Below are 22,155 nucleotides of genomic sequence, written 5' to 3'. Positions count from 1 at the left end.
ACCTGCCGGCCGGGAATGGCTGCATCAGCCGATCGGCAGGCGGGTGATGGTTGTCCGGCTGTCGGTGATGGTCTGCGGCTTGTGCTCGCGCTCGCCGAGCGGCTGGGTCACCGGTAGCTGCAGCACGGTCGCACGCTGGCCTTCGACCAGCTGCGTCACCAGCACGGATTTGCCGTCGGGGAATTCGATCGCATCATGATGGCGATCGGGAATGTGCGGATCGATCTTGCCGAACTTGCCGACGCGCGAATTGACGGTGCGCGTCCAGATCCAGCGATTGTCGTAGCGGACGTTGTCGGCGAAGGCGAGCTCCGTCCCCGGGAGCAGGCAGACCGCGACGGTCGGATCGGCCGCGGAGGCAAAGCCGCGCGTCGAGGTGCCGCGGAAGGTTGTCGTGACGATCGTCTCGCCGACTTCGGCGGGACGCGACGCGACGGCATGCAGGCTGTAGTCACACATCGGGTGCTCCTCATGCAGGGATAGCGACCCACGTCTCTTAATCGAGGCGCAGGCCTCTATCAGAGTGGAAATACCAAACGTTCTGCCGGGTTGTAGGCAAATCTACGGCTCGCCGCCGCAGGCCGCAATCACATTAACTTTCCCGAATCCACCAGGAACAAAGCCCGCCCCTTTGCATTCTGCGGGCGCGTGTCAGCGCCCCGCAGGCGCCGACCAGCCGGAATATTGCCAGCCCGGCCGCGACGGTTGGTCGACGGCCTTGCGGACTTGCTCGCTTACGGCGGTGTCCTTGCGGACACGGGGCCGCGATTGCGCGGCCAAGGCTTGCACGGCCAAGGCTTGCACGGCCAAGGCTTGCGACGCTGATGCTGCGATCAGCGCCACAGCAATTTTGCTCGGAACGATCCGGCGCATGACTTCTCCTCGAACCTGAAGGCCGCGAAGCAGGGCTGCTTCGTGCGGCGTGCCGAGGATTTACCGTCGGAGGAGGGGCCGGATAATCTGCGCGAAACCAGAAAGACTATCCAGCGGAAGCGGACAATCGTCCGCTCCAATCTCGGATCAGCGATGCCGATCGAAAGAGCGCGGGGCGCCCAATAACCGATACCGGCACGTCCGGTATCAATACTTCCGGTACAGCCCGATCAGCTTGCCCTGGATCTTCACCCGGTTGGGCGGGAGGATGCGGACCTCATAGGCGGCGTTGGCGGGCTCGAGCGCGATCGAGGCGCCGCGGCGGCGGAAGCGCTTGAGCGTCGCCTCCTCGTCGTCGATCAGCGCCACCACGATATCGCCGGTATCGGCGCTCTCGTTGCGCTGGATCAGCGCCATGTCGCCGTCGAGAATGCCGGCCTCGACCATGGAATCGCCGCGCACTTCGAGCGCGTAATGTTCGCCCGAGCCGAGCATGTCAGGCGGTACGCTGATGGTGTGGCTGCGGGTCTGCAAGGCCTCGATCGGCGTGCCGGCCGCGATGCGGCCCATCACGGGGACCGCGACGGGGCGCTCGCCCTCGTCCGCCGGCGGGCTCGAAGTCGTGCGGACCTTGCCGAGATTGCCTTCGATGACGCTCGGTGTGAAGCCGCGGCGGCTGCCGGCGGCGGCCTGAAGCTCGGGCAGCTTGATCACCTCGATGGCGCGGGCCCGGTTGGGCAGGCGCCGGATGAAGCCGCGCTCCTCGAGCGCGGTGATCAGGCGATGGATGCCTGATTTCGAGCGCAGGTCGAGCGCGTCCTTCATCTCATCGAAGGAGGGCGGCACGCCGCTTTCCTTCAGCCGTTCGCTGATGAACCGCAGGAGCTCGTATTGTTTGCGCGTTAACATCTCGACCAAAATCCCCCGGTTGATGTCGTTCGATTCCGAGACGCTGAATTCAGCAGTAAGCCGCTACATTCTCGAAACAAATCATGAACGGACACTATATGTTCGATACATGTTCCGCAACTGCTTAATTTACCGTGAACGCGACAAAGTTCGCGGAACGCACGCGAACGAAGCGATCACACGGGCAGCCGCAAGACCTCGCAAGGCGTGCCGGCTTCGGCCTTCGGCGCGAATGGCGCGCGCACGAGAAGTGCCTGTGCCGCAGCAAGATTCGCAAGCAGCGAGGAATCCTGGTGATTGACCGGAAGGGCGACGAGCGTGCCGTCGTCGCGCAGCTCGAGGCGTGCGCGCAGGTAATCCTCGCGCTGGTCATTGGCGCCGACATCGCGGCCGAGCACCGCGCGTTCGCGGCGGTGATGAATCATCGAACGGCCCGAAAGCGCGCGAATCAACGGCACCATGAACAGGAAGCCGCAAACGTAAGATGACACGGGATTGCCGGGCAGGCCGATCACACGCATCGCGCCGAGCCGCCCGTTCATCATCGGCTTGCCCGGCCGCATCGCGATCTTCCAGAACGCCATCGAGATACCTTCGTCCCTCAGCGCCTGCTGGACCAGATCGTGGTCCCCGACCGACGCGCCGCCGGTCGTGATCAGGATGTCCGCGCCGCTCTCCCGCGCGCGGCCGATGCCGGCCGTGGTGGCCTCCAGCGTGTCGGCGGCAACCCCGAGGTCGATGGTATCGGCGCCCTCGCTGCGGGCGAGCGCGTGCAGGGCATAACCGTTGGAATAGACGATCTGGCCGTGACCCGGCGTCGTACCCGGAATCACCAGCTCGTCGCCGGTGGCGAGGATCGCGACCTTCGGGCGTCGCCGGACCGGCAGTTGCGGGTAATTCATGCCGGCGGCGAGCGCGAGGTCGCGCTCGGTGAGCCGGGCCCCTTTGCGCAGCAGCACGTCGCCTTCCGAGAAGTCGACGCCGGCGGGGCGGATGTGCCGCCCCGTTACGGCGGCTTCCTTGATGGTGATGCGCTTGCCGTCCGCGATCGTGTCCTCCTGGATCACGACCGCATCAGCGCCATCGGGAACGACACCGCCGGTGAAGATACGCACGGCCTCGCCGGCGCCGACCGATCCCGCAAACGGTCGGCCCGCCGCGACCTCGCCGATCAGGGTGAGCTGGGAGTCGATCTGCGCCGCATCGACCGCGCGCACCGCATAGCCGTCCATTGCCGACATCGCCTGCGGCGGCTGCGTGCGCCGCGCCGCGACGTCGCGCGCCAGCACGCGGTGGAAGGCCGCGTCGAGCGCGATCATCTCTTCAGGCAGCGGCTCTGCGCCCGCCAGCACCGCAGCGAGCGCGTCGGAAACCGGCATCAGGGCCACGGGTGAAAACTCCTGCTGGGCCCGTTCGGGCAAATCGGCGGCGAGAGTTCTAGCCGAGTGCAGGCGCAGAGGCAAAACAGTGGCCGCGCAGGATGATTTATCCTGCGTCATCCGCTCTGCGATGAAGGGTGAGCATCAAGTCCGCCGCGGCATGATCCAGAAGGCGAGACAGACCGGTACGAGGATGGCCATGGCGAGGACGAGAAGGACGAGAGCCACGGCCAGCATCGGTCAGCCCCCCGGCTGCTTGTACGGACTGACGTCCGGCGCTGCGGGGCCCTGATCCTTGTCAGGCAGCGGGTCGGCCTGGGATTTCAGGTCGGCGGCCTTGCTGATCAGTTTTGCGGAAAGGTCAGAATCCGAGGTGGTTCTGGCGAATTTCATCAGCAGAGAGGCCTGCTTGGTGAGGTAGGTTTTGCCCAACACGACGATAAGCCCGATGTAGAATTCCCAACGGACTCATGAGTCCTGAGAGGGGCAATCGTTCCGGGAACTCTGTATAAAAATGCACAAAGGGACTTGGTTCCTCGCCCCCGGGCAAAATAGTTCCATTCGCGGCCCGTCGGCTTGCCGGCCAGAGATCAGATTCCGAGCGCCTTGAGGGCGTTCCCGACGTCGCGGGGCGAGGTCACGTGGACCGTGGTCAGGCCGCGCGACCGCGCTCCTTCGATGTTCTCGGCAAGATCGTCGAAGAACACGATGCGGTTCACCGGCACGCCGATCGCGGCCACGACATGGTCGAAGGCCTCCACATCCGGTTTGCGCAGGCCGATGCTGGACGACAGATACAGCTCGCGGAAATGGCCGAGCAGGCCGGCATATTCCTTCGAGAAGTGGTCGACATGCGGCCGATTGGTGTTGGAGAAGGCGTAGAGCGGCAACTGCTGTGCCGCACGCGGCAGCAGCTCGGCGATGTCGGGCATCTCGCCGGCGAAGATCGCGTTCCAGCCCTCCAGGAACTGCGCGTCCGAGATGCCGATCCCGAGCGAGACGCGCAGCGAGTCGAAATAGGCCTCGTCGCTGATCTTGCCGACCTCGTGCAGCCGGTAGGCTTCGCTGTCCCGCACGTAGCGCGCGACGATGGCTTCCGGCTTGCAGCCGGCATGTCCCGCCCAGCAGGCGATCGCCTTGGAGAAATCGATGTCGAGCACGACGCGCCCGAGATCGAACAGGAGCGCGTCCGCGCTGCCGGGAGAGAGCGAGCTCATTGCATCCTTTCACTCAATATCGATAGGGGTCGTGGTCGAACAGCGGGAACGCGCTGAACACGCTCGGCGCATTCGTTGCGGTCGCCTGGTGCAGGCAGGACTTGTCGACCTCGGCGAACGAGGTGGCGCCCAAGAGGCCGAGGCAGCGCAGCACCTCGTCCTCGAGCAGCTCCAGCATTCGCCTCACGCCGGCCTCGCCGGCCGCGGCCAATGCCCAGCATTGCAGCCGGCCGATGCCGACCATGTCCGCGCCCGCCGCGATCGCCTTGACGATGTCGGTGCCGCGGCAGAAGCCGCCGTCGACCATGATCTTGGCGCGTCCCTTCACGGCCTCGGCGATCTCGGGCAGCACATGCATGGCACCGCGGCCGTGATCGAGCTGGCGGCCGCCATGGTTGGAGACGTAGATCCACTCCACGCCGTGATCGACCGCGATCCGGGCGTCCTCGGCGGTGGCGATGCCCTTCAGGATGAGCGGGATCTTGAACTTGTCCTTGATCATCTTCACGGTCCGCCACTCCAGGCCCTTCTGGTAATCGCCGCCGGTGGCGCGCAGGCGGCTCTCGCGAACATAGCGCTTGGCAATGTCACGTTCGCGACGGCTGTAATGGGCGGTATCAACGGTCAGGCAGAAGGCGGCGTAGGCGTTCTTCTCGCTCCGGCTGACGACATCGGCGACGAAATCGTCGTCGCCGCGCACATAGAGTTGATAGAGCCGCAGCGCATCAGGGGCGGCCTCGGCGGTCTTCTCCAGGCCGGGCTCGGACACCGAGCTCAGCATGTGCGCCGCGCCGAAGGTGCCGCAGGCGCGGGCGACGCTCGCCGCGCCATCCGGATCGAAGATCTCCAGTGCGCCGACAGGGGCCAGCACCACCGGCAGCCGCATCCGGCGCCCGAACAGCTCGACCGAGCCGTCGACCTCGCGGACGTCGCGCAGCACGCGCGGCCGGAAGGCGATCTCGTCCAGCGCCATGCGGTTGCGGCGCATCGTGGTCTCGGTCTCGGCGGCGCCGACGATATAGTCCCAGGCGTTCTGGTTGAGGTTGGCGCGCGCCTTGCGGATGAATTCGTGCAGGTTTTGGAATGGCTCGGCGCTGGCGCCGAGTTCGACGCTCCTTTCCGGCCGGATGCGGGGCGCGTCATTCATTGTTGTCCTCCCGAGAATTTGAAGCGTTATTGTCATCGCCTATCGTGTCCGGCCCTCCAAAACCATCCTAAAATCGCATAGCTGAGAGGCGTGGGCCGGCCGGCCGATTCCCGCGTTGCGCGAAACGGTTTCGGAACGTTGCCAAAAGTTTAGGCCCGGGCGAAGGGATTTTTACGATGTACCCGCCAGCGTGGCGTCCCGGCCTTGAAGAAACCAGAATGGTATTGTGAACAGCGGGCTGTATCGCCATTTGCATGGCGCCTCACAAGCCCAAAGCAAAGCTCCAAGCAAGAAGGCCAGTCTATCCATGCGGAAAAACCTGCTGTTCCCCCTGGGCGCACTCACGGGAGCGTGTCTAACCCTTCTGGTCGCCAGCCCGCACGGTGGAGTATGGGCGGCACGGGCGGCAGCGAGCGCGGATGATGCCTATTCCCGGCTCAATCTGTTCGGCGAAGTGTTCGAGCGGGTGAAGGCGAGCTATGTCGAGAAGCCCGACAATTCCAAGCTGATTGAGGGTGCGATCACCGGCATGGTGACCTCGCTCGACCCACATTCACGCTACATGAACGACAAGGCCTGGACCGAGATGCAGGAGACCACCTCCGGCGAGTTCGGCGGGCTCGGCATCGAGGTCACGATGGAGGACGGCCTGGTCAAGGTCGTCTCGCCGATCGACGACACGCCGGCGTCCAAGGCCGGGATCATGTCCGGCGACCTCATCAGCAAGATCGACGGCGATGCCGTGCAGGGCATGACGCTCGAGCAGGCCGTCAACAAGATGAAGGGGCCGGTCGATACCCAGACCAAGCTCACCATCGTGCGCAAGGGCGCCGACGCTCCGCTCGACGTCGCGATCAAGCGCGAGATCATCCATGTGCGTCCGGTGCGCTTCCACGTCGAGAACGGCGACATCGGCTATATCCGCGTCACCTCGTTCAACGAGCAGACCACCGACGGCCTGAAGAAGGCGATCGCGTCGATCTCCAAGGACGTTCCGCCGGAGAAGCTGGTCGGCTACGTGATGGACCTGCGCAACAATCCGGGCGGCTTGCTCGACCAGGCCGTCTCGGTGTCGAGCGCCTTCCTTCAGCGCGGCGAGGTCGTCTCGACCCGCGGCCGCAATCCCGAAGAGACCCAGCGCTTCACCGCCCATGGCGGCGACCTCACCAAGGGCAAGCCGCTGGTGATTCTGGTCAATGGCGGCTCGGCTTCGGCCTCGGAGATCGTCGCCGGCGCGCTGCATGACCACAAGCGTGCCACGATCATCGGCACGCGCTCGTTCGGCAAGGGCTCGGTGCAGACCATTATTCCGCTCGGCGCCGGCAATGGCGCGCTGGCGCTGACCACGGCGCGCTATTACACGCCGTCGGGCCGCTCGATCCAGGCCCAGGGCATCGCGCCCGACATCGAGATCCTGCAGGACGTGCCACCCGAGCTGAAGGGCCGGATGGATACGATGGCGGAGTCGCAGATGCGCGGCCATCTGCAGGCCGCCGACGGCACCGAGCAGACCGGATCGCAGTCCTACGTCCCGCCGGAAGAGAAGGACGACAAGGCCCTGCATGCGGCCTACGACTTCCTGCACGGCGTGACCGCGAATGCGGTCGCCGCCAAGCCTGCGCCGAAGGCGGCGGTACCGAACTAAAGCCTTACGACGTCCAGATATCGCCCGGGAGCGGATGACCGCTCCCGGGCGAATTCGTGCGGTGACGCTTCCAATTGTTGGGAAGACCGCACTAGCTGGCCTCGCGGCGCCGGCCTTCCTCGCCGCCGCGCTGGGCGAGGCGGCTGCGATGCAGCGCGAACAGCTCCAACACCTTGTCGGCCGGTTTTGCGGCACTGAACAGATAGCCCTGCATCTCGGAGCAGCCGAGCGCACGGAGCAGGCGCTGCTGCTCCTCGGTCTCGACGCCCTCGGCCGTGGTGGTCATGCGGCGGGCGGCAGCCAGGTTGACGACGGCCTGCACGATGCTGGCGGAGCCGTCGGGACCGGCGATGTCGCTGACGAAGCAGCGGTCGATCTTGATCTTGTCGAACGGGAAGCGGTGCAGATAGCTCAGCGAGGAGTAGCCGGTGCCGAAATCGTCGAGCGCGATCCGCACGCCGATGGCGCGGAGCTGGTGCAGGATCGCAAGCGCGGTGTCGTCGTCGCGGATCAGCACGGCCTCGGTGATCTCGAGCTCGAGCCGGCTCGCCGGCAAATTGGAGGCGGCAAGGGCCGCCATGATCTTCAGCGCCAGCGTGCCGCTCTTGAACTGCACCGGCGAGACGTTGACGGCGAGGCGGATGTCGTCGGGCCAGTTGGCGGCATCGCGGCAGGCCGTGGCCAGCACCCATTCGCCGATCTCGTTGATCAGGCCGGTGTCTTCGGCGATCGGGATGAACTCGGCGGGCGAGACCATGCCGCGTTCGGGATGGCGCCAGCGCACCAGCGCCTCGCAGCCGGTGATCCGGTCGTCCTTCAGGGCGAGGCAGGGCTGGTAGTAGACCTCGAGCCCGCCTTCGAGCCCACCTTGGGCGATGGCATGGCGCAGATCGATCTCGAGCTGCCGGCGCTCCTGGACCTTGGCGTCCATCTCCGGCTCGAAGAAGCGATAGGTGCGGCGTCCGGCGGCCTTGGCGGCATACATCGCCATGTCCGCGTTCTTCAGGATCTGGTCCAGCGCGGTGCCGTGTCGTGGCGCCAGCGCGATGCCGATACTGGCGTCCGTGGTGAGATGATGGCCCATGCAGTCGAACGGCGCGCGGATGGCCTGGAAGACCCGCGCGACGAGCTCGTTGACCTGCTCCAACGACGTCACCGCGCTCTGTACGATGGCGAATTCGTCGCCGCCGAGCCGCGCCACGAAGTCCTGCGGACCCGCGCAGCGGCTGAGGCTCGTCGCGATCGATTTCAACAGCTCGTCGCCGACGAGATGGCCGAGCGCGTCGTTGACGCCCTTGAACTCGTCGATGTCGATGTAATGCACCGCGATCTCTTCGCCACCGGCGATGGCGGCGAGCTCCGCGCGTAGATGCTCGTGGAACATGGTGCGGTTGGGCAGGTCGGTCAGCGCGTCGTAATGGGCGAGGTGGGTGATGCGCTCCTCGATGCGTCGGCGCTCGGTGACGTCTTCGTGGGTCGCCACCCAGCCGCCGTCCGCGAGCGGCTCGTTGAGGATGTGGATCGAGCGCCCGTCGGAGGTGTCGACCACCATGGAGTTACGCACATGGATGTCGCGCAGCACACGGACGACATAGTCGCCGATGTCGCCAGTGAACGAGCCGGTCGCCTTGCGGTGGGCGATGATGTCGTGGAAGCTGGAGCCGGGCTTCACCACCTCGGCTAACAGGCCGTACATCTCGATGTAGCGCTGGTTGCAGATCACCAGCCGCTGCTCGGCGTCGAACAGCAGCAGGCCCTGCGTCATGTTGTTGACGGCGCGGTCGAGGCGTTGCTTCTCCAGCGTCAGCCGCTCGCGGGAGGCGCGGTGCTGCTCCAGCAGCTTGCGCACGATCGCGATCAGCACGCCCGCGATGGCGAGCGCGGAGGCGCCCGCAACCGACATCAGGATGCCGATCTGCTCGCGCCAGTCCGTCAGCGCCGCCGCGCGCGTTGTGGTGGCCATCATCAGGATCGGGAAGTGGGGCAGGGCACGCGAGGAGATCAGGCGGTCTTCTCCGTCGACGGGGCTCATGATGCGGCCGGCGAAGTGATCGACCCCGAAGATCCTCTGCTGCTCGAACGGGCCGGTCTTGAAATTCCTGCCCATCTGCTCGCTGGAATGGGGATAGCGAGCGAGCAGCGTGCCGTCGCGATGCAGCATCGAGATCGTGGCGCCTTCGCCGAGCACGACGGAGGCGAAGAACTTCTCGAAATTGGCCGGTTCGATGCCGCGTCCGACCACGCCCATGAACTCGCCGTTCGGTCCCACGATCTTGCGCACGATCAGGATGGTCCAGGCGCCGGAGACGCGGCTGTGCACCGGCTCGATCAGCACGTTCGGCGAGTAAGGATCGTATTTGAAAGTGCGAAGATAGGCGCGATCGGCGACGTTCACTTTGGGGGCCGGCCACGCCGTCGACGAGTTGATGAGATTGCCTTCGGCATCGATGATGTTGACGCCGCCCATGTAGGGCAGCGCCTCGATCTTCGAGCGCAGCATCCGGTGGACGTCCTGGCCGGAGAGGCGCTTGCGATAGTCCTCGGCGCTTGCGATGCCGGTTGCGCGGACGTGGTCGACGAAATCCTTCTGGATGACCGCGAAATCCTGCAACTGCTGATCGAAATGATGAGCGAGCAGAAGGACGGTGTTTTCCAGCTCGCGGCCGCTGTTGCGCAGCGCGCGCTCTCGGAAATTCTGCGCCATCAGGACCGAGCCAATGGCGATGGCCGCGATCAGCAACGTGCCGCCCACCACCAGCCAGCGGATCGGTCCGCTGCGCACGAAGACCTGGTCAAACAGGCGACTGCCGTATTTCGTCATCATGTCGATCGTTGCCGCGCACACGTCAGGATCGCTTCTTGATCCCGAGAACATCCGTTGGTTTACGGAAACGATATGGAGGCGAAGTTAGGAAGCGCGGTTAATGCGACATGAACGGCCGCGTACAAAAGCAATCGATGCGCGCGACGCAAGACGTGCAGGAATTGCCGGACGCTCTCGCGATGCCGGTCAATTCCTGCCGGTCGTGCCACGGTCAACCAAGGCTTAACCATCTAAGATGTTGGCGATCCACAAGTCGGCATTGGCACGTGATTTGCGAACATGCCTGCCGACGACACAGAGAGGACACGACGATGACAAACACCTTGAAGAACTTCCTCGCCGACGAGCGTGGTGCGACCGCGATCGAATACGGCCTGATTGCCGCCGGCATCGCGCTGGCCATCATTTCCGTCGTGAACGGCATGGGCTCCAAGCTCAACGCCAAATTCGGGTCGATCAGCTCTTCGCTGCGCTGATCGCGTGGGCTCCGCCGCGCGCCAGTATCGTCACCACGATCAGCGCCGCGACGACGTTCGCCGCGGCGCTGATCAGGATCGGCAAGGTATAGCTGTGGTTGACGTCGTAGGCGAAGCCGGCCGCACTCGGGCCAACCAGCGTGCCGAACGCCACGCTGGTGTAGAGAATACCGATGATTCCGCTGACGTTGCGTCCGCCAAAATAGTCCATGACGACAGCGGGCAGCACCGCGACCCAGCCGCCGTAGAACACGCCGTAGACGAAGGCAAAAGCGGCGAGGGTCCAGACATCGGCGGCGATGGCCCAGATCGCCATCGCGAACGCCATTCCGACCAGGACCATGATGAGTGAGCGGTCGCGGCCCATCCGGTCGGCGAGCGCGCCGAGAAAGAAGCGGCCTGCGGTGCTGCCGGCCCCGATCACGCCGAGCAGCAGTACTGCAGAGGACGCCGCGACTCCGTGGTCGCGCGCGTAAGGCACGAGATGGACGAACGGGACGAAGGCGCCGAACGAGCAGACCAGACACGATACGTAGAGGGCGATAAACCGCGTCGACCGGACGGCCTCGCGCACCGAAGCGCCGCCGGCATTGCTTGCGCCCGCGGCCTCGCGAGGCGGATCGCCGTCGGGTCCGAGGCCGCGGTGCTTCGGATCGTTCTCGATCAGCAGCGACGCTCCGCCGCCCAGCACCAGCGCGATCGCGCCCAGCACCAGATAGGCGCCGCGCCAGCCCACCGATGCGATCAACAATGAGGCGAGCGGCGGCATCGCCAGCGTACCGAGCCCGATGCCGCTCACCGCGAGCCCGGAGGCAAAGCCGCGGCGCTTGACGAACCAGCGTTGCACCGCGCCGATCGCGGGAACATAGGCGCAGCCGAGGCCGAGGCCGACGCCCAGCCCGTAGGCGAGATAGACCTCGACAAGGGAACGCGCTGCGCTCGCCGCCGCAAGTCCGACCGCGATCAGGATCATGCCGGCTATGGCCAGCGGACGCGAGCCGAGCCGGTCGGCGAGGGGGCCGCTGACGAGTCCGAGCGCGAAGTACAGAAAGCCCGCAATCGAAAACACGAGCGAGATCGAACCGCGCGAGGCGCCGAAATCGCGCTGGAGCGGCTCCAGAAATGCGCTGAACGTGTAGGCGGAGCCGAAGCCGACGAACATGACGGCGAATGCCGCTGCGACGACGAACCAGCCATGGAAAATGCTTCGCTGAACGAGCGTGGATTGAACGGTCAATGCTGCCTCCGCGAGCTGAGGGAAGGATGGCGACGATGCCAGGACGTGGCACGCTGGAACGCCGCGCCGGCGCGCACGAGCATGGCCTCGTCGAGATGAGCGGCGACGAGCTGGAACGCGATCGGCAGTCCGTCGGCCGATGCACCACCTGGTAGCGTGATCGTGGGATGACCGGTCATGTCGAACGGGCAGGTGTAGCGCTGCAGCTTGGCGATGAGATCCGGCTGCTCGCCGAGCGTCTGGATCATGGCGAGCGTCACCGGCGGGAACGGGTGTACCGGGATCAGCAGCAGGTCAATGGTCTCGAACAGCGAGGTGACGCGGCCGCGCAGCGCCAGCCGCCGCAGCAGGATCTTCTGATGATCGAGAGCGGAGAGCGCGCGACCGGCCTCGATCAGCGAGGCGAGCATCGGGCCGTACTCGTTCTTGCGGGCAGGATAGGTCGCCTCGTGCGCGACCGCAGCCTCCACCGCACAATTCGGTGTCCAGTCGGCAATCGCCTGCATGACGTCGGGAAATCTGACATCGACGATGCCGGCGCCGAGCGCACGGAACGCATCGATGGCGTCCGCCAGCACGTGCTGTGTCTTAACGTCCACGTCGTCGCTGTTCCAGGCGGCATCGACGCCGATCCGCAAGCTTCGCACGTCCTGTGCGGCCGCGGCCAGATAGTCGGGCACCGGATTGAACACCGAGGTGGGGTCGTTGGGGTCGTGTCCGGCAATGACGCCGAGCAGCGCGCCCGCATCGGCCGCGCTGCGGCCGATCGGTCCGACATGGTCGAGCGTCGCGGCCAGCTCGAAGGCGCCGTGTCGGCTGACGCGACCCCAGCTCGGCTTCAATCCGGTCAGCCCGTTGGCGGCGCAGGGCCAGCGGATCGAACCGCCGGTGTCGGAGCCGAGCGAGCCGAAGCAAAGCCCGGCAGCGGTTGCGACCGCCGAGCCACTGGACGAAATGCCCGGCCAGTAACTCGCATTCCACGGATTCTTCGGCGGCGTCACCAATGGATGGTGATCGGAATAGGCGCCCTCGGTGAGTTGCAGCTTGCCGAGTATCACGGCGCCTGCGTCCTTGAGCCGGCGCACGACGGTTGCGTCTTCGTGGGGACGAAAGTCGCGATGAAGCATGGTGCCGGCCGCCGTCGGAATGCCCCTGGTCCAGAACAGGTCCTTGAGCGCAATCGGCACGCCATGCAGCGGCCCCCGATACCGGCCCTGGGCGATTTCGGCGTCCGCGGCTTTTGCCTCGGCGATGGCCGTTTCTGCCATCACGTGAACGTAGCTGCCGAGATCCCGGTCCATGGCGTCGATACGGTCGAGTTGCGCGCGCGTCACGTCCAGCGCGGAGATGTCGCGCGCCTTGAGGCGTGCTGCGAGCGCGGTGAGTTCGAGATAGTGCAGGGCGTCGGCCATCGGTTCGGGGTCTCCGTTCTGGTGATCGCAATGGGCGCTCGATCCCGAAGGATTCGACACTAGTATAATTAGGATACAGGTGTCGCTTGCTGTCAACCAGTAAATCTGTTTTACTGGTGTTCCAATCTTTGGTGTCCCGATGTCGAAAGAGTCTCGCAAATTCCAGGTTCCCGACACGCTGGCGAACGTCTACGATTTCGCCAACACGCTCGATGTTCGCCACTTCATGCATTTCAGCGTGGAGCACCCGGAGAGCGATGAGCTTGGCGGGCCGAAGGAACTTGCGGACTGGATGCGGGAACGCGGCCTTGGCGCCGAAGGCGGGCGTGTCACGCCCGCGATGTTTGAGACCGCGCTAAGACTGCGCGGCGCCTTGCGCGCCTATCTGCAATGTGAGCCCGCCGAGCGGCCCCGGAACAGGAGCGTTCTCGGCACGCTCAATGAGGCGCTCGCGCCGTTTCCGTTGCGGGTGGAGGCGCGCGCAGGCCGTGGCGCGATGCTGTCGGCAGCGCGCGAGGATGCTCTCGCAGGCCTGTCGGCGATCGCGATCGAGCTCCATGACGCAACGCTTGTGGGAACGCTGGACCGGCTGAAGATGTGCGCGTCGGAGGAATGCCGCCGGGTGTTCTTCGACCGGTCGAAACCATCGACGCGGCGGTGGTGCATGTCGACGTTGTGCGGCAACCGGATGAAGACGCGCGCCTATCGCGAGCGGCAGCGCGAGACGAAATAGATCACGCGGCGCTCAGGCGCGGTAGTGGCCCGACTTGCCGCCGAGCTTCTCGACCAGATGGATGCCCTCGATGCGCACGCCGCGTTCGACCGCCTTGATCATGTCGTAGATGGTGAGGCAGGCGACCGACACCGCCGTGAGCGCCTCCATCTCGACGCCGGTCGGGCCCGTCACCTTCACGCTGGCGCGGACGAGGCAGCCCGGCAGTTTCGGGTCGGGCTCGATGTCGACGGTGACCTTCGACAGCGCGAGGGGATGACAGAGCGGGATCAGCTCCGAGGTGCGTTTGGCGGCCATGATGCCGGCGATGCGCGCGGTGCCGAGCACGTCGCCTTTCTTGGCGTTGCCCGAGACGATGAGATCAAGGGTCGCCTTGGTCATGACGACGTGGCCTTCGGCGACCGCGAGCCGCTCGGTCGCGGGCTTGTCCGACACGTCCACCATCCGCGCCTCGCCGGAGGCGCCGATATGGGTGAGGGCAGGGCCGGCTTTCGTCTTGGATTGCCTGGCCTTGGCGGGCTTGCGCGCCATGTCAGCGCGTACTCGTCGCGCGCGCAGTCTCACGCGCGAGCAGCGTGCGCGTGGCGGCGGTCACGTCGGCTTGCCGCATCAGGCTCTCGCCGACCAGGAAGGTCGACATGCCGACGCGCTCGAGCCGGGCGAGATCGGCGGGCGTGAAGATGCCGCTCTCGCCGACCATCAGCCGTTCCGCTGGGATCAGCGGCGCTAGCGTCTCGCTGGTTGCGAGCGTGGTCTCGAAGGTGCGCAAATTGCGGTTGTTGACGCCGATCATCGGCGAACGCAGCTTCAGCGCGCGGTCGAGCTCGGCGCGGTCGTGGATTTCGATCAGCACGTCCATGCCGTAGGCGAGGGCTGCGTCCTCGAGATCCTTGGCGGTGGCATCGTCGAGCGCGGCCATGATGATCAGGATGCAGTCGGCGCCATGCGCGCGCGCCTCAATCACCTGATAGGTGTCGAACATGAAATCCTTGCGCAACACCGGGAGCGACGTCGCCGCGCGCGCCGCCACCATGAAGTCGAGATGGCCCTGGAACGAGGGCGTGTCGGTTAGCACCGACAGACAGGCCGCACCGCCGGCCTCGTAGGCCTTGGCGAGCAGCGGCGGATCGAAATCGGCGCGGATCAGCCCCTTCGACGGCGAGGCTTTCTTGACCTCGGCAATCAGCGCGTAGTCGCCGCTGGCGTGCTTGGCCTCGATCGCGCGCACGAAGCCGCGTGGGGCTCCTTGTGCCTTGGCTTTGGCCTCGACTTCCGAGAGCGGCTGCGCGCGCTTGGCGGCTGCGATCTCTTCGCGCTTGTAGGCTTCGATCTTGGTCAGGATGTCAGACATGTCAGGTTCAGCCGTTCGAGACCGCGATCAGATGCTTCAGCCGCGCACTCGCCGCGCCGCTGTCGAGCGACTTCGCGCCGATCGCAACGCCCTCCTTGAGGTCCTTGGCGCGGCCGGCCACGACCAGCGCGGCGGCGGCGTTGATCAGCGCGACGTCACGATAGGGGCTCGGCTTGCCGTCGAGCACGCTTTGCAAGGCGATCGCATTGGCGTCGGCGTCGCCGCCCCTGAGCGCACCGGGATCGCAGCGCGGCAGGCCGGCGTCCTCCGGCGTCACCTCGAAATTCCGGATCTCGTCATTGTGGAGCGCGGAGACGAAGGTCGGGCCGGTGAGGGTGATCTCGTCGAGACCGTCGGAGCCATGCACCACCCAGGCGGATTCCGAGCCGAGGTTTTTCAGCACCTGCGCAAGCGGCTGCACCCATTGCCGCGAGAACACGCCGACCATCTGGCGCTTGACGCCGGCCGGGTTGGACAGGGGGCCGAGCAGATTGAAGATCGTGCGTGTCGCAAGCTCGACCCGGGTCGGGCCGACGTTCTTCATCGCCGGATGGTGGGCAGGGGCGAACATGAAGCCGATGCCGCATTCGCGCACACAGCGGCCGACCTGCTCGGGCCTGAGGTCGATTTTCACGCCGAGCGACGCCAGCACGTCGGCGGCGCCCGAGCGTGACGACAGCGCACGGTTGCCGTGCTTGGCCACCGGCAGGCCGGTGCCCGAGACGATGAAGGACGCGCAGGTCGAGACGTTGACCGAGCCGGAGCCGTCACCACCGGTGCCGACAATGTCGACGGCGTCCGCGGGCGCGTCGACCGTGAGCATCTTGGAGCGCATCGCCGAGACCGCGCCGGTGATTTCGTCCACGGTCTCGCCGCGCACCCGCAGCGCCATCAGCAGGCCACCCATCTGCGAGGGTGTGGCCTCGCCGGACATCATGGCGTCGAAGGCGGAAGCCGCTTCGTCACGCGACAGGCTGGCGCCGGTCGCCACTTTTCCAATGATCGATTTCAGGTCGTCCATCGCGTGCTTTCAACTCACTGGTTCGCGCCGGTCACCTGCGCGAAGGCGGCCTGATTAATGGTGGTCCCGATGTCGGTTTCAAGCTTGTTGACGTAGGAGGCGACCTGCTCGTCGGTCAGCGCGCGGTCGAGGCTGTCCTTCAGCTTCTTCACCGCGTCGGAGGCGGCATCGACCGCGGGTTCGACGATGTCGGTGACGCGGAAGACGATCACCTCGCTGCCGCCGCTCACGGCGGTCTGTCCGACCCCGTCCTTGGCGGTGCGGAAGGCGGCCGCAACGACGTTGGCGGGCACGCCGGCGGGCGAGTCGTCGCGCTTGAAGCCGGAGGCGGTCTCGACCTTGGCGTTGATCGCGGCGGCCTCGTCAGCGAGCTTGCCGCCCTGTTCGAGCTTCTGCACCATCTCGGTCGCCTTGGTCTTCAGCTTGGCGGCGATCTGGTCCTGGCGCCAGCGTGCCTCGACCTGGTCGCGCACCTCGTCGAGATTGCGGTCGCGCGAGGGCGTGATGGCGAGCACGTCGTACCAGACATAGCCGCCCTTGAACGAGATCGCGTCGTTGTCGACGCCGACATCGGTGTTGAAGGCCTGCGACACCACGTCGAGGCCCTGCGGGATACTGGTGACGGGCTGGCCGTTCGGGGCACGGCCGGAGCGGTCGACGGCATCGATGGTCACGGCGGTGAGGCCGAGCTTCTGCGCCGCGTCGATCACGCTGGCGCCGCCGCCGCGCTCGTCTTCCATCTTGTCACGGAGATCGTTGACCTTGACGCGGGCGCGCTCGGTGGCGATCTCGCGCTTGATGTCGCCGGCAAGGCTGGCGTAGTTCGCCTCATTGCCCGGCTCGATCTTGTCGACCTTGACGATGGACGTGCCGAGACGACCCTGGATCGGCTGGCTGATCTCGCCTGCGGGAAGCGCGAAGGCGGCGTCGCCGACCGCGGGGTCGAGCGACGATTTGGTCACGAGCCCGAGGTCGACATCGGAGCTGCTCAGCCCGCGCTCCTTGCCGAGGTCCTCGAACGACATTCCGCCGGCGAGGCGCTCGCGTGCAGCCTGCGCCTCGGCGGCGTTGGGGAATACGATCTGATGGATCTGGCGCTTCTCCGGCGTGCCGAGCCGGTCCTTGCGCTGGTCGAACACTTTCCTGGCGTCCTCGTCGGAGACCTCGCTCCATTTGCCGATCTCTTCCGGCGAGACCACGACGAAGGAAATCTTGCGATATTCGGGCGCGCGGAACTGGACCTTGTGATCCTCGAAATAGGCGGCGAGGGCTTCGGGCGAGGGAGCGTCGATGGTGCCGGCCTGCGCGGCGTCGAGCCTGACGAATTCGATCGCGCGCTGCTCGTTCTGGAAGCGCGTCAGCACGTCGATCATGGCCTTCGGCGGTTCGAGGCCGGCGCCGATCGTGCCGGTGATCTGCCGGCGCAGCGACACCTTGCGCTGCTCGGAGACGTAGCGCTGCTCGGTATAGCCGAAATTGCGGATCACGGCCTGGAAGCGGTTCGGATCGAAGCTGCCGCCGACGCCCTTGAAGTTGGGGTCGTTCATGATGACCTGGCGGATCTGCTCGTCGGACTGGCCGAGCCCGAGCCGGCGGGCCTCTTCGTCGAGGGCGGCTTCCGCGATCGTCTGCTGGAGCACCTGGCGGTCGAGGCCGAAGGCACGCGCCTGGTCAGGCGTCAGCGGCCGGCCGAACTGGCGGCTGATCTGTTGCAAGCGGTCGGTATAGGTCTGCCGGAACTCGTTCAACGAAATCTCGGTGCTGCCGACCTTGGCCACCGTGGACTGCCCGAAGCCTTTGAAGATGTCGGCGATGCCCCAAACGCCGAAACTGATGATCAACACGCCCATCACCACGGCCATAATGGACTTGCCGAGCCAGTTTGATGAGGCCTTGCGCATTCCTCGAAGCATTTGGTCCAACTTGTTTGGCAGGAGGGGAACGGGAGCGCGTCTTAATGCAGATTCCGCAAAAGCGCGTCACCAAATTGATCAATCATCATAAAGTGGCGGCTTTCCCCCCGCAACCTCAGGCCACGCGGTCCCTCGACGCTGCGGTTAAAAGCCTTAGCTCTCTGGAACTGCCGCGACAGCTCTGCTAGCGCATGCACAAACCTCATTTTGCTGGAAATTGACATGACCGACGCCATCCGACCGCTGATCGCCGGCAATTGGAAAATGAACGGCCTCAAGGGCTCGGCTGCCGAATTCGACGCCATGCTCAAAGGCGCGGCAGAGGTGGCCGCCAAGGCCGACCTGCTGGTCTGCCCGCCGGCGACCCTGATCGCGGCCTTCGCCGACAGGGCGCGCGGAAGCAAGGTCGCGGTCGGGGCGCAGGATTGCCACCCCAAGGCCTCCGGCGCCCATACCGGCGATATCGCTGCCGAAATGCTGGCCGATGCCGGTGCGACTGCCATCATCGTCGGCCATTCCGAGCGTCGCGCCGACCACGGCGAGGGCGATGCCCTGATCCGGCAGAAGGCCGAGGCCGCCTGGCGCGCCGGCGTCACCGCGATCGTCTGCATCGGTGAGACGCAAGGCCAGCGCGATGCCGGCCAGACACTGGACATCCTGCGCGGCCAGCTCGACGGCTCGCTGCCGGACGGCTCGACCGCCGCCAACCTGGTCGTGGCCTATGAGCCGGTCTGGGCGATCGGTACCGGCCTGACCCCGACGGCCAAGGATGTCGAGCAGATTCATGGCTTTATCCGGGAACTCCTGACCTCCCGGTTCAGGGCGGACGGGGCCAGGATGCGGATCCTCTATGGCGGCTCGGTCAAGCCGTCGAACGCGGCCGAGCTGATGTCCGTGAAAAACGTCAACGGCGCGCTGGTCGGCGGCGCCAGCCTGAAGGCGGCCGATTTCCTTGCGATTGCGAAGGGCTGCCCCTAGCTAATCTCAAAGCGCGGCCGTGGCCGATCGGGGGGTGGCAATGCCTCTTCTGATCGTGTAACACCGCGCAACTTCAGGAAAACCCGCGAAGCGCGATCGGCCGCCGTCTCGGCGCTGTCGGCTTGTGACGGAAGGACACTATGCAGACTGTTGTCATCGTCATTCACCTCATGATCGTCGCCGTCATGATCGGCGCCGTCCTGCTCCAGAAGTCGGAAGGCGGCGGCCTCGGCATGGGCGGGGGCGCGGGCTTCATGTCCAGCCGCGGCACCGCGAACCTTTTGACGCGGACCACCGCGATCCTGGCTGGGGGCTTCTTCCTCACCAGCCTGTTCCTGTCCTGGCATGCCGGCTACAACCGGGCGCCTTCGTCGATCATCGGCGCGCCGGCGTCCCAGACCCAGCCGGCCGGAGGCGCCCCGATCGCGCCGCCGACCTCGGGTGGCATCCTGGATTCGCTGAAGAAGGCCGACGAACAGCAGCAGAACCAGGCGCCAGCCGGCCCGCAGGTGCCGCGCTCGCAATAAAGCAGGGGGGCCATGCAGGGCGGCTTCTACCGTCCTGCATCAAAAATCCCCATCAAGGCTCTGTCACCACTCTTAGTTTTGGCTCACCCACAGGCCCGCAAATTATTTGGGGCGGAATACGAATCGCTTTGGCGAATCGAATTCGAGGGATTAGAGGTTAAGTCCCATGGCGCGGTACATATTCATCACCGGCGGCGTGGTCTCTTCGCTCGGCAAAGGTCTGGCTTCAGCGGCACTCGGTGCCCTGTTGCAAGCCCGGGGCTACAAGGTCCGCCTCCGCAAGCTCGACCCCTATCTCAACCTCGATCCCGGAACGATGTCGCCGTATCAGCACGGCGAAGTGTTCGTGACCGATGACGGCGCGGAGACCGATCTCGATCTCGGTCACTACGAGCGCTTCACCGGCCGGCCTGCGACCAAGCAGGACAACATCACCACCGGGCGCATCTACCAGGACATCATCTCCAAGGAGCGGCGCGGCGATTATCTCGGCGCGACCATCCAGGTGGTTCCGCATGTCACCAACGCCATCAAGGAATTCGTCCTCTCCGGCAATGACGATTACGACTTCGTGCTGGTCGAGATCGGCGGCACCGTCGGCGACATCGAGGGCCTGCCTTTCTTCGAGGCGATTCGTCAGCTCAAGAACGAGCTGCCGCGCGATCATGCCGTCTACATCCATCTGACGCTGCTGCCTTACATCCCGAGCGCGGGCGAGCTGAAGACCAAGCCGACGCAACACTCGGTGAAGGAGCTGCGCTCGATCGGCATCCAGCCGGACATCCTGCTCTGCCGCACCGACCGCGAGATCCCGAAGGAAGAACGGCGCAAGCTCGGGCTGTTCTGCAACGTGCGCGAAAGCGCCGTGATCGAGGCGCGCGACGTCGACAACATCTACGCCGTGCCCGAGGCCTATCATAACGCGGGCCTGGACGACGAAGTGCTCGCCGCCTTCGGCATCGGCTCGCGGATTCCGCCGGAGCTGCGAAGCTGGCAGCAGATCAACGAGCGCGTCCGCAATCCCGAAGGCAATGTCACCATCGCCATCGTCGGCAAATATACCGGGATGAAGGATGCGTATAAGTCGCTGATCGAGGCGCTCTCGCATGGCGGCATCGCCAACAAGGTGAAGGTCAATCTCGACTGGATCGAGAGCGAGATCTTCGAGAAGGAAGATCCCGCGCCGTTCCTCGAGCACGTCAACGGCATTCTGGTGCCGGGCGGCTTCGGCCAGCGCGGCGCCGAAGGCAAGATCCGCGCGGCGCAGTTCGCGCGCGAGCGCGACGTGCCATATTTCGGCATCTGCTTCGGCATGCAGATGGCGGTGATCGAAGCCGCACGAAACCTCGTCGGCATCGAGGACGCCAACTCCACCGAGTTCGGCCCGACCAAGGAGCCGCTGGTCGGCCTGATGACCGAATGGCTGCGCGGCAACGAGCTCGAGAAGCGCTCCAAGGCCGGCGATCTCGGCGGCACGATGCGTCTGGGCGCCTATCCCGCGGCGCTCAACCGCGGCAGCCGCGTCTCGCAGGTCTATGGCGGCGCGACCGAGATTTCCGAGCGCCACCGCCACCGCTACGAGGTCAACACCGCCTACAAGGACCGCCTCGAGCAGCATGGGCTGAAATTTTCCGGCCTCTCGCCCGACGGCGTGCTGCCGGAGATCGTCGAGTACGAGGATCATCCCTGGTTCATCGGCGTCCAGTTCCACCCCGAGCTGAAGTCGCGGCCCTTCGAGCCTCATCCTCTCTTCGCCTCGTTCATCCAGGCGGCGATGGTGCAGTCGCGGCTGGTGTGATGCCTCAGGGCGCGGCGGTGTAGTCGCGCACGAGGTGCATCGGCGCCGGCGCGACCGGCATTGAGGCATCAGGCGCAATCGTTCCCGTGACGATCTTCATCTGCGGCCGTCGCGTCAGCTTGTAGACGGCGGCCGGCGGCACGTTCAGCAAGGCGCGATCCACCAGCTTTGCACGCAAGCCCAGCCGGTCGAGCACCGGCCGTGGTACGGGGCAGCTCATCCCGTAGGTGAATTGATAGAACGCGCCTCCCGGGCGGACGTAGCGGAACGCACCGCCGATGATGGAGACGACCTTGCGCGTCGACATATTGAGCAGCGGCAGGCCGCTGACCACGGCGCCGACCGGCGCGCCGTCATAGAGCCGCTCCGTCGTAAGCCGCCCTGCATCCATCCACAACACGCGCGCGCCGGGAAAACGAATTTGCAGGAGCTTCGTGAAGTCCGAACCGTATTCGATCAGCGTGAGGTCCTGCTGGCGCACGCCGCGTTTCAGGAGCTTGTAGGTGAAAGCGCCGGTGCCGGGGCCGAGCTCGAGGATCGGGCCGGTCGTTGCGGTGATCTCGCGGGTGATGAGATCGGCAAGGGCAGCGCCCGAAGGCGCGATCGCGCCGACCCGCCGCGGGGCCGACATCCAGGACAGGAAGAATGAGAGGAAATCGTTGGGCATGCGCACTCCGGCATTTCGATTGCGCCTCGCAAATCAGAGGTGAGGCGG

21 protein-coding genes are annotated in these 22,155 nt (G+C 65.6%); 6 read left to right on the top strand and 15 right to left on the bottom strand.

Features of this window, described 5'->3' with window-relative positions; genetic code table 11:
- Positions 1–24: 24 nt before the first annotated feature.
- From AB7245_RS24805 to AB7245_RS24775, 7 genes are all read right to left on the bottom strand, one after another.
- On the bottom strand, positions 25–459 hold the full coding sequence (locus AB7245_RS24805; protein ID WP_063983046.1) for a hypothetical protein: 435 nt from the start codon (positions 457–459) through the stop codon (positions 25–27).
- Between the two features lie 192 nt (positions 460–651).
- Positions 652–873 (bottom strand): hypothetical protein, encoded by a 222-nt coding sequence (locus AB7245_RS24800; RefSeq protein WP_085404585.1) that lies wholly within the window; start codon positions 871–873, stop codon positions 652–654.
- 207 nt (positions 874–1,080) lie between these two features.
- Positions 1,081–1,782, bottom strand: a complete 702-nt coding sequence (lexA, locus tag AB7245_RS24795) for a transcriptional repressor LexA (RefSeq protein ID WP_014494969.1) — start codon at positions 1,780–1,782, stop codon at positions 1,081–1,083.
- Between the two features lie 176 nt (positions 1,783–1,958).
- On the bottom strand, positions 1,959–3,170 hold the full coding sequence (locus AB7245_RS24790; protein ID WP_085404586.1) for a molybdopterin molybdotransferase MoeA: 1,212 nt from the start codon (positions 3,168–3,170) through the stop codon (positions 1,959–1,961).
- Between the two features lie 231 nt (positions 3,171–3,401).
- Positions 3,402–3,596 carry a hypothetical protein gene (locus tag AB7245_RS24785; protein WP_063983049.1) on the bottom strand — a complete coding sequence of 65 codons (195 nt, stop codon included), beginning with the start codon at positions 3,594–3,596 and terminating at the stop codon, positions 3,402–3,404.
- A gap of 155 nt (positions 3,597–3,751) precedes the next feature.
- A complete protein-coding gene (locus AB7245_RS24780) occupies positions 3,752–4,378 on the bottom strand; it encodes an HAD family hydrolase (protein WP_085404587.1) in 627 nt (208 codons plus the stop codon).
- A 13-nt stretch (positions 4,379–4,391) separates the two neighbouring features.
- Positions 4,392–5,525, bottom strand: coding sequence for an alpha-hydroxy acid oxidase (locus tag AB7245_RS24775; protein WP_085404588.1), 1,134 nt, complete (start codon positions 5,523–5,525; stop codon positions 4,392–4,394).
- Between the two features lie 307 nt (positions 5,526–5,832).
- Between AB7245_RS24775 and AB7245_RS24770 the strand changes: the two genes are divergently transcribed.
- Entirely contained in the window at positions 5,833–7,170 is a 1,338-nt protein-coding gene (locus AB7245_RS24770; RefSeq protein ID WP_085404589.1) for a S41 family peptidase, read from the top strand.
- Positions 7,171–7,261: 91 nt separating this feature from the next.
- On the opposite strand, the gene AB7245_RS24765 is transcribed toward AB7245_RS24770, so the two are convergent.
- The gene (locus tag AB7245_RS24765; protein ID WP_354116184.1) at positions 7,262–9,994 is read right to left on the bottom strand and encodes a bifunctional diguanylate cyclase/phosphodiesterase; all 2,733 of its coding nucleotides are present in this window, start codon (positions 9,992–9,994) and stop codon (positions 7,262–7,264) included.
- Between the two features lie 311 nt (positions 9,995–10,305).
- Here AB7245_RS24765 and AB7245_RS24760 point away from each other — a divergent pair, with 311 nt between their 5' ends.
- Positions 10,306–10,470 carry a Flp family type IVb pilin gene (locus AB7245_RS24760; protein ID WP_028149628.1) on the top strand — a complete coding sequence of 55 codons (165 nt, stop codon included), beginning with the start codon at positions 10,306–10,308 and terminating at the stop codon, positions 10,468–10,470.
- Here AB7245_RS24760 and AB7245_RS24755 read toward each other — a convergent pair.
- Positions 10,451–11,707, bottom strand: a complete 1,257-nt coding sequence (locus tag AB7245_RS24755; protein ID WP_085404590.1) for an MFS transporter — start codon at positions 11,705–11,707, stop codon at positions 10,451–10,453. The genes AB7245_RS24760 and AB7245_RS24755 overlap by 20 nt on opposite strands.
- On the bottom strand, positions 11,704–13,119 hold the full coding sequence (locus tag AB7245_RS24750; protein ID WP_085404591.1) for an amidase: 1,416 nt from the start codon (positions 13,117–13,119) through the stop codon (positions 11,704–11,706). Before AB7245_RS24750 ends, AB7245_RS24755 begins: the two co-directional genes overlap by 4 nt.
- 139 nt (positions 13,120–13,258) lie before the next feature.
- Here AB7245_RS24750 and AB7245_RS24745 point away from each other — a divergent pair, with 139 nt between their 5' ends.
- Entirely contained in the window at positions 13,259–13,852 is a 594-nt protein-coding gene (locus tag AB7245_RS24745; RefSeq protein WP_439035049.1) for a CGNR zinc finger domain-containing protein, read from the top strand.
- Positions 13,853–13,864: 12 nt separating this feature from the next.
- Here AB7245_RS24745 and moaC read toward each other — a convergent pair whose 3' ends face one another.
- The 4 genes from moaC to AB7245_RS24725 are packed head-to-tail and all read right to left on the bottom strand — an operon-like array spanning position 13,865 to position 18,137.
- On the bottom strand, positions 13,865–14,383 hold the full coding sequence (moaC, locus tag AB7245_RS24740; RefSeq protein WP_085404593.1) for a cyclic pyranopterin monophosphate synthase MoaC: 519 nt from the start codon (positions 14,381–14,383) through the stop codon (positions 13,865–13,867).
- Between the two features lies 1 nt (position 14,384).
- A complete protein-coding gene (trpC, locus tag AB7245_RS24735; RefSeq protein ID WP_085404594.1) occupies positions 14,385–15,203 on the bottom strand; it encodes an indole-3-glycerol phosphate synthase TrpC in 819 nt (272 codons plus the stop codon).
- A 7-nt stretch (positions 15,204–15,210) separates the two neighbouring features.
- Entirely contained in the window at positions 15,211–16,224 is a 1,014-nt protein-coding gene (gene trpD / locus AB7245_RS24730) for an anthranilate phosphoribosyltransferase (RefSeq protein WP_085404595.1), read from the bottom strand.
- Between the two features lie 14 nt (positions 16,225–16,238).
- A complete protein-coding gene (locus AB7245_RS24725; protein WP_085404596.1) occupies positions 16,239–18,137 on the bottom strand; it encodes a peptidylprolyl isomerase in 1,899 nt (632 codons plus the stop codon).
- 222 nt (positions 18,138–18,359) lie between these two features.
- On the opposite strand from AB7245_RS24725, the gene tpiA reads away from it, so the two are divergent.
- The 3 genes from tpiA to AB7245_RS24710 all read left to right on the top strand — a co-directional run bounded on the left by tpiA (position 18,360) and on the right by AB7245_RS24710 (position 21,440).
- Positions 18,360–19,115 (top strand): triose-phosphate isomerase, encoded by a 756-nt coding sequence (gene tpiA, locus AB7245_RS24720; protein WP_085404598.1) that lies wholly within the window; start codon positions 18,360–18,362, stop codon positions 19,113–19,115.
- Positions 19,116–19,255: 140 nt separating this feature from the next.
- The gene (gene secG, locus AB7245_RS24715; protein WP_063983061.1) at positions 19,256–19,642 is read left to right on the top strand and encodes a preprotein translocase subunit SecG; all 387 of its coding nucleotides are present in this window, start codon (positions 19,256–19,258) and stop codon (positions 19,640–19,642) included.
- Positions 19,643–19,808: 166 nt separating this feature from the next.
- On the top strand, positions 19,809–21,440 hold the full coding sequence (locus AB7245_RS24710) for a CTP synthase (protein ID WP_014494987.1): 1,632 nt from the start codon (positions 19,809–19,811) through the stop codon (positions 21,438–21,440).
- 4 nt (positions 21,441–21,444) lie between these two features.
- On the opposite strand, the gene AB7245_RS24705 is transcribed toward AB7245_RS24710, so the two are convergent.
- Positions 21,445–22,107, bottom strand: coding sequence for a class I SAM-dependent methyltransferase (locus AB7245_RS24705; RefSeq protein WP_085404599.1), 663 nt, complete (start codon positions 22,105–22,107; stop codon positions 21,445–21,447).
- Positions 22,108–22,155 lie beyond the last annotated feature (48 nt).

It is taken from the genome of Bradyrhizobium sp. 604_D8_N2_3, assembly GCF_051810765.1.
Lineage (GTDB): Bacteria > Pseudomonadota > Alphaproteobacteria > Rhizobiales > Xanthobacteraceae > Bradyrhizobium > Bradyrhizobium barranii.
Note: the sequence above shows the minus strand (reverse complement) of the source record. Positions and strands in the feature narration are given on the sequence as shown.

Coding starts and splice junctions, on each gene's coding strand:
- AB7245_RS24705 (WP_085404599.1), bottom strand. CDS start 22,107: ATGCCCAACGATTTCCTCTCATTCTTCCTGTCCTGGATGTCGGCCCCG.
- AB7245_RS24725 (WP_085404596.1), bottom strand. CDS start 18,137: ATGCTTCGAGGAATGCGCAAGGCCTCATCAAACTGGCTCGGCAAGTCC.
- AB7245_RS24745 (WP_439035049.1), top strand. CDS start 13,259: ATGTCGAAAGAGTCTCGCAAATTCCAGGTTCCCGACACGCTGGCGAAC.
- AB7245_RS24800 (WP_085404585.1), bottom strand. CDS start 873: ATGCGCCGGATCGTTCCGAGCAAAATTGCTGTGGCGCTGATCGCAGCA.
- AB7245_RS24750 (WP_085404591.1), bottom strand. CDS start 13,119: ATGGCCGACGCCCTGCACTATCTCGAACTCACCGCGCTCGCAGCACGC.
- lexA (WP_014494969.1), bottom strand. CDS start 1,782: ATGTTAACGCGCAAACAATACGAGCTCCTGCGGTTCATCAGCGAACGG.
- secG (WP_063983061.1), top strand. CDS start 19,256: ATGCAGACTGTTGTCATCGTCATTCACCTCATGATCGTCGCCGTCATG.
- moaC (WP_085404593.1), bottom strand. CDS start 14,383: ATGGCGCGCAAGCCCGCCAAGGCCAGGCAATCCAAGACGAAAGCCGGC.
- AB7245_RS24760 (WP_028149628.1), top strand. CDS start 10,306: ATGACAAACACCTTGAAGAACTTCCTCGCCGACGAGCGTGGTGCGACC.
- AB7245_RS24805 (WP_063983046.1), bottom strand. CDS start 459: ATGTGTGACTACAGCCTGCATGCCGTCGCGTCGCGTCCCGCCGAAGTC.
- AB7245_RS24775 (WP_085404588.1), bottom strand. CDS start 5,525: ATGAATGACGCGCCCCGCATCCGGCCGGAAAGGAGCGTCGAACTCGGC.
- AB7245_RS24780 (WP_085404587.1), bottom strand. CDS start 4,378: ATGAGCTCGCTCTCTCCCGGCAGCGCGGACGCGCTCCTGTTCGATCTC.
- tpiA (WP_085404598.1), top strand. CDS start 18,360: ATGACCGACGCCATCCGACCGCTGATCGCCGGCAATTGGAAAATGAAC.
- AB7245_RS24765 (WP_354116184.1), bottom strand. CDS start 9,994: ATGATGACGAAATACGGCAGTCGCCTGTTTGACCAGGTCTTCGTGCGC.
- trpC (WP_085404594.1), bottom strand. CDS start 15,203: ATGTCTGACATCCTGACCAAGATCGAAGCCTACAAGCGCGAAGAGATC.
- trpD (WP_085404595.1), bottom strand. CDS start 16,224: ATGGACGACCTGAAATCGATCATTGGAAAAGTGGCGACCGGCGCCAGC.
- AB7245_RS24710 (WP_014494987.1), top strand. CDS start 19,809: ATGGCGCGGTACATATTCATCACCGGCGGCGTGGTCTCTTCGCTCGGC.
- AB7245_RS24770 (WP_085404589.1), top strand. CDS start 5,833: ATGCGGAAAAACCTGCTGTTCCCCCTGGGCGCACTCACGGGAGCGTGT.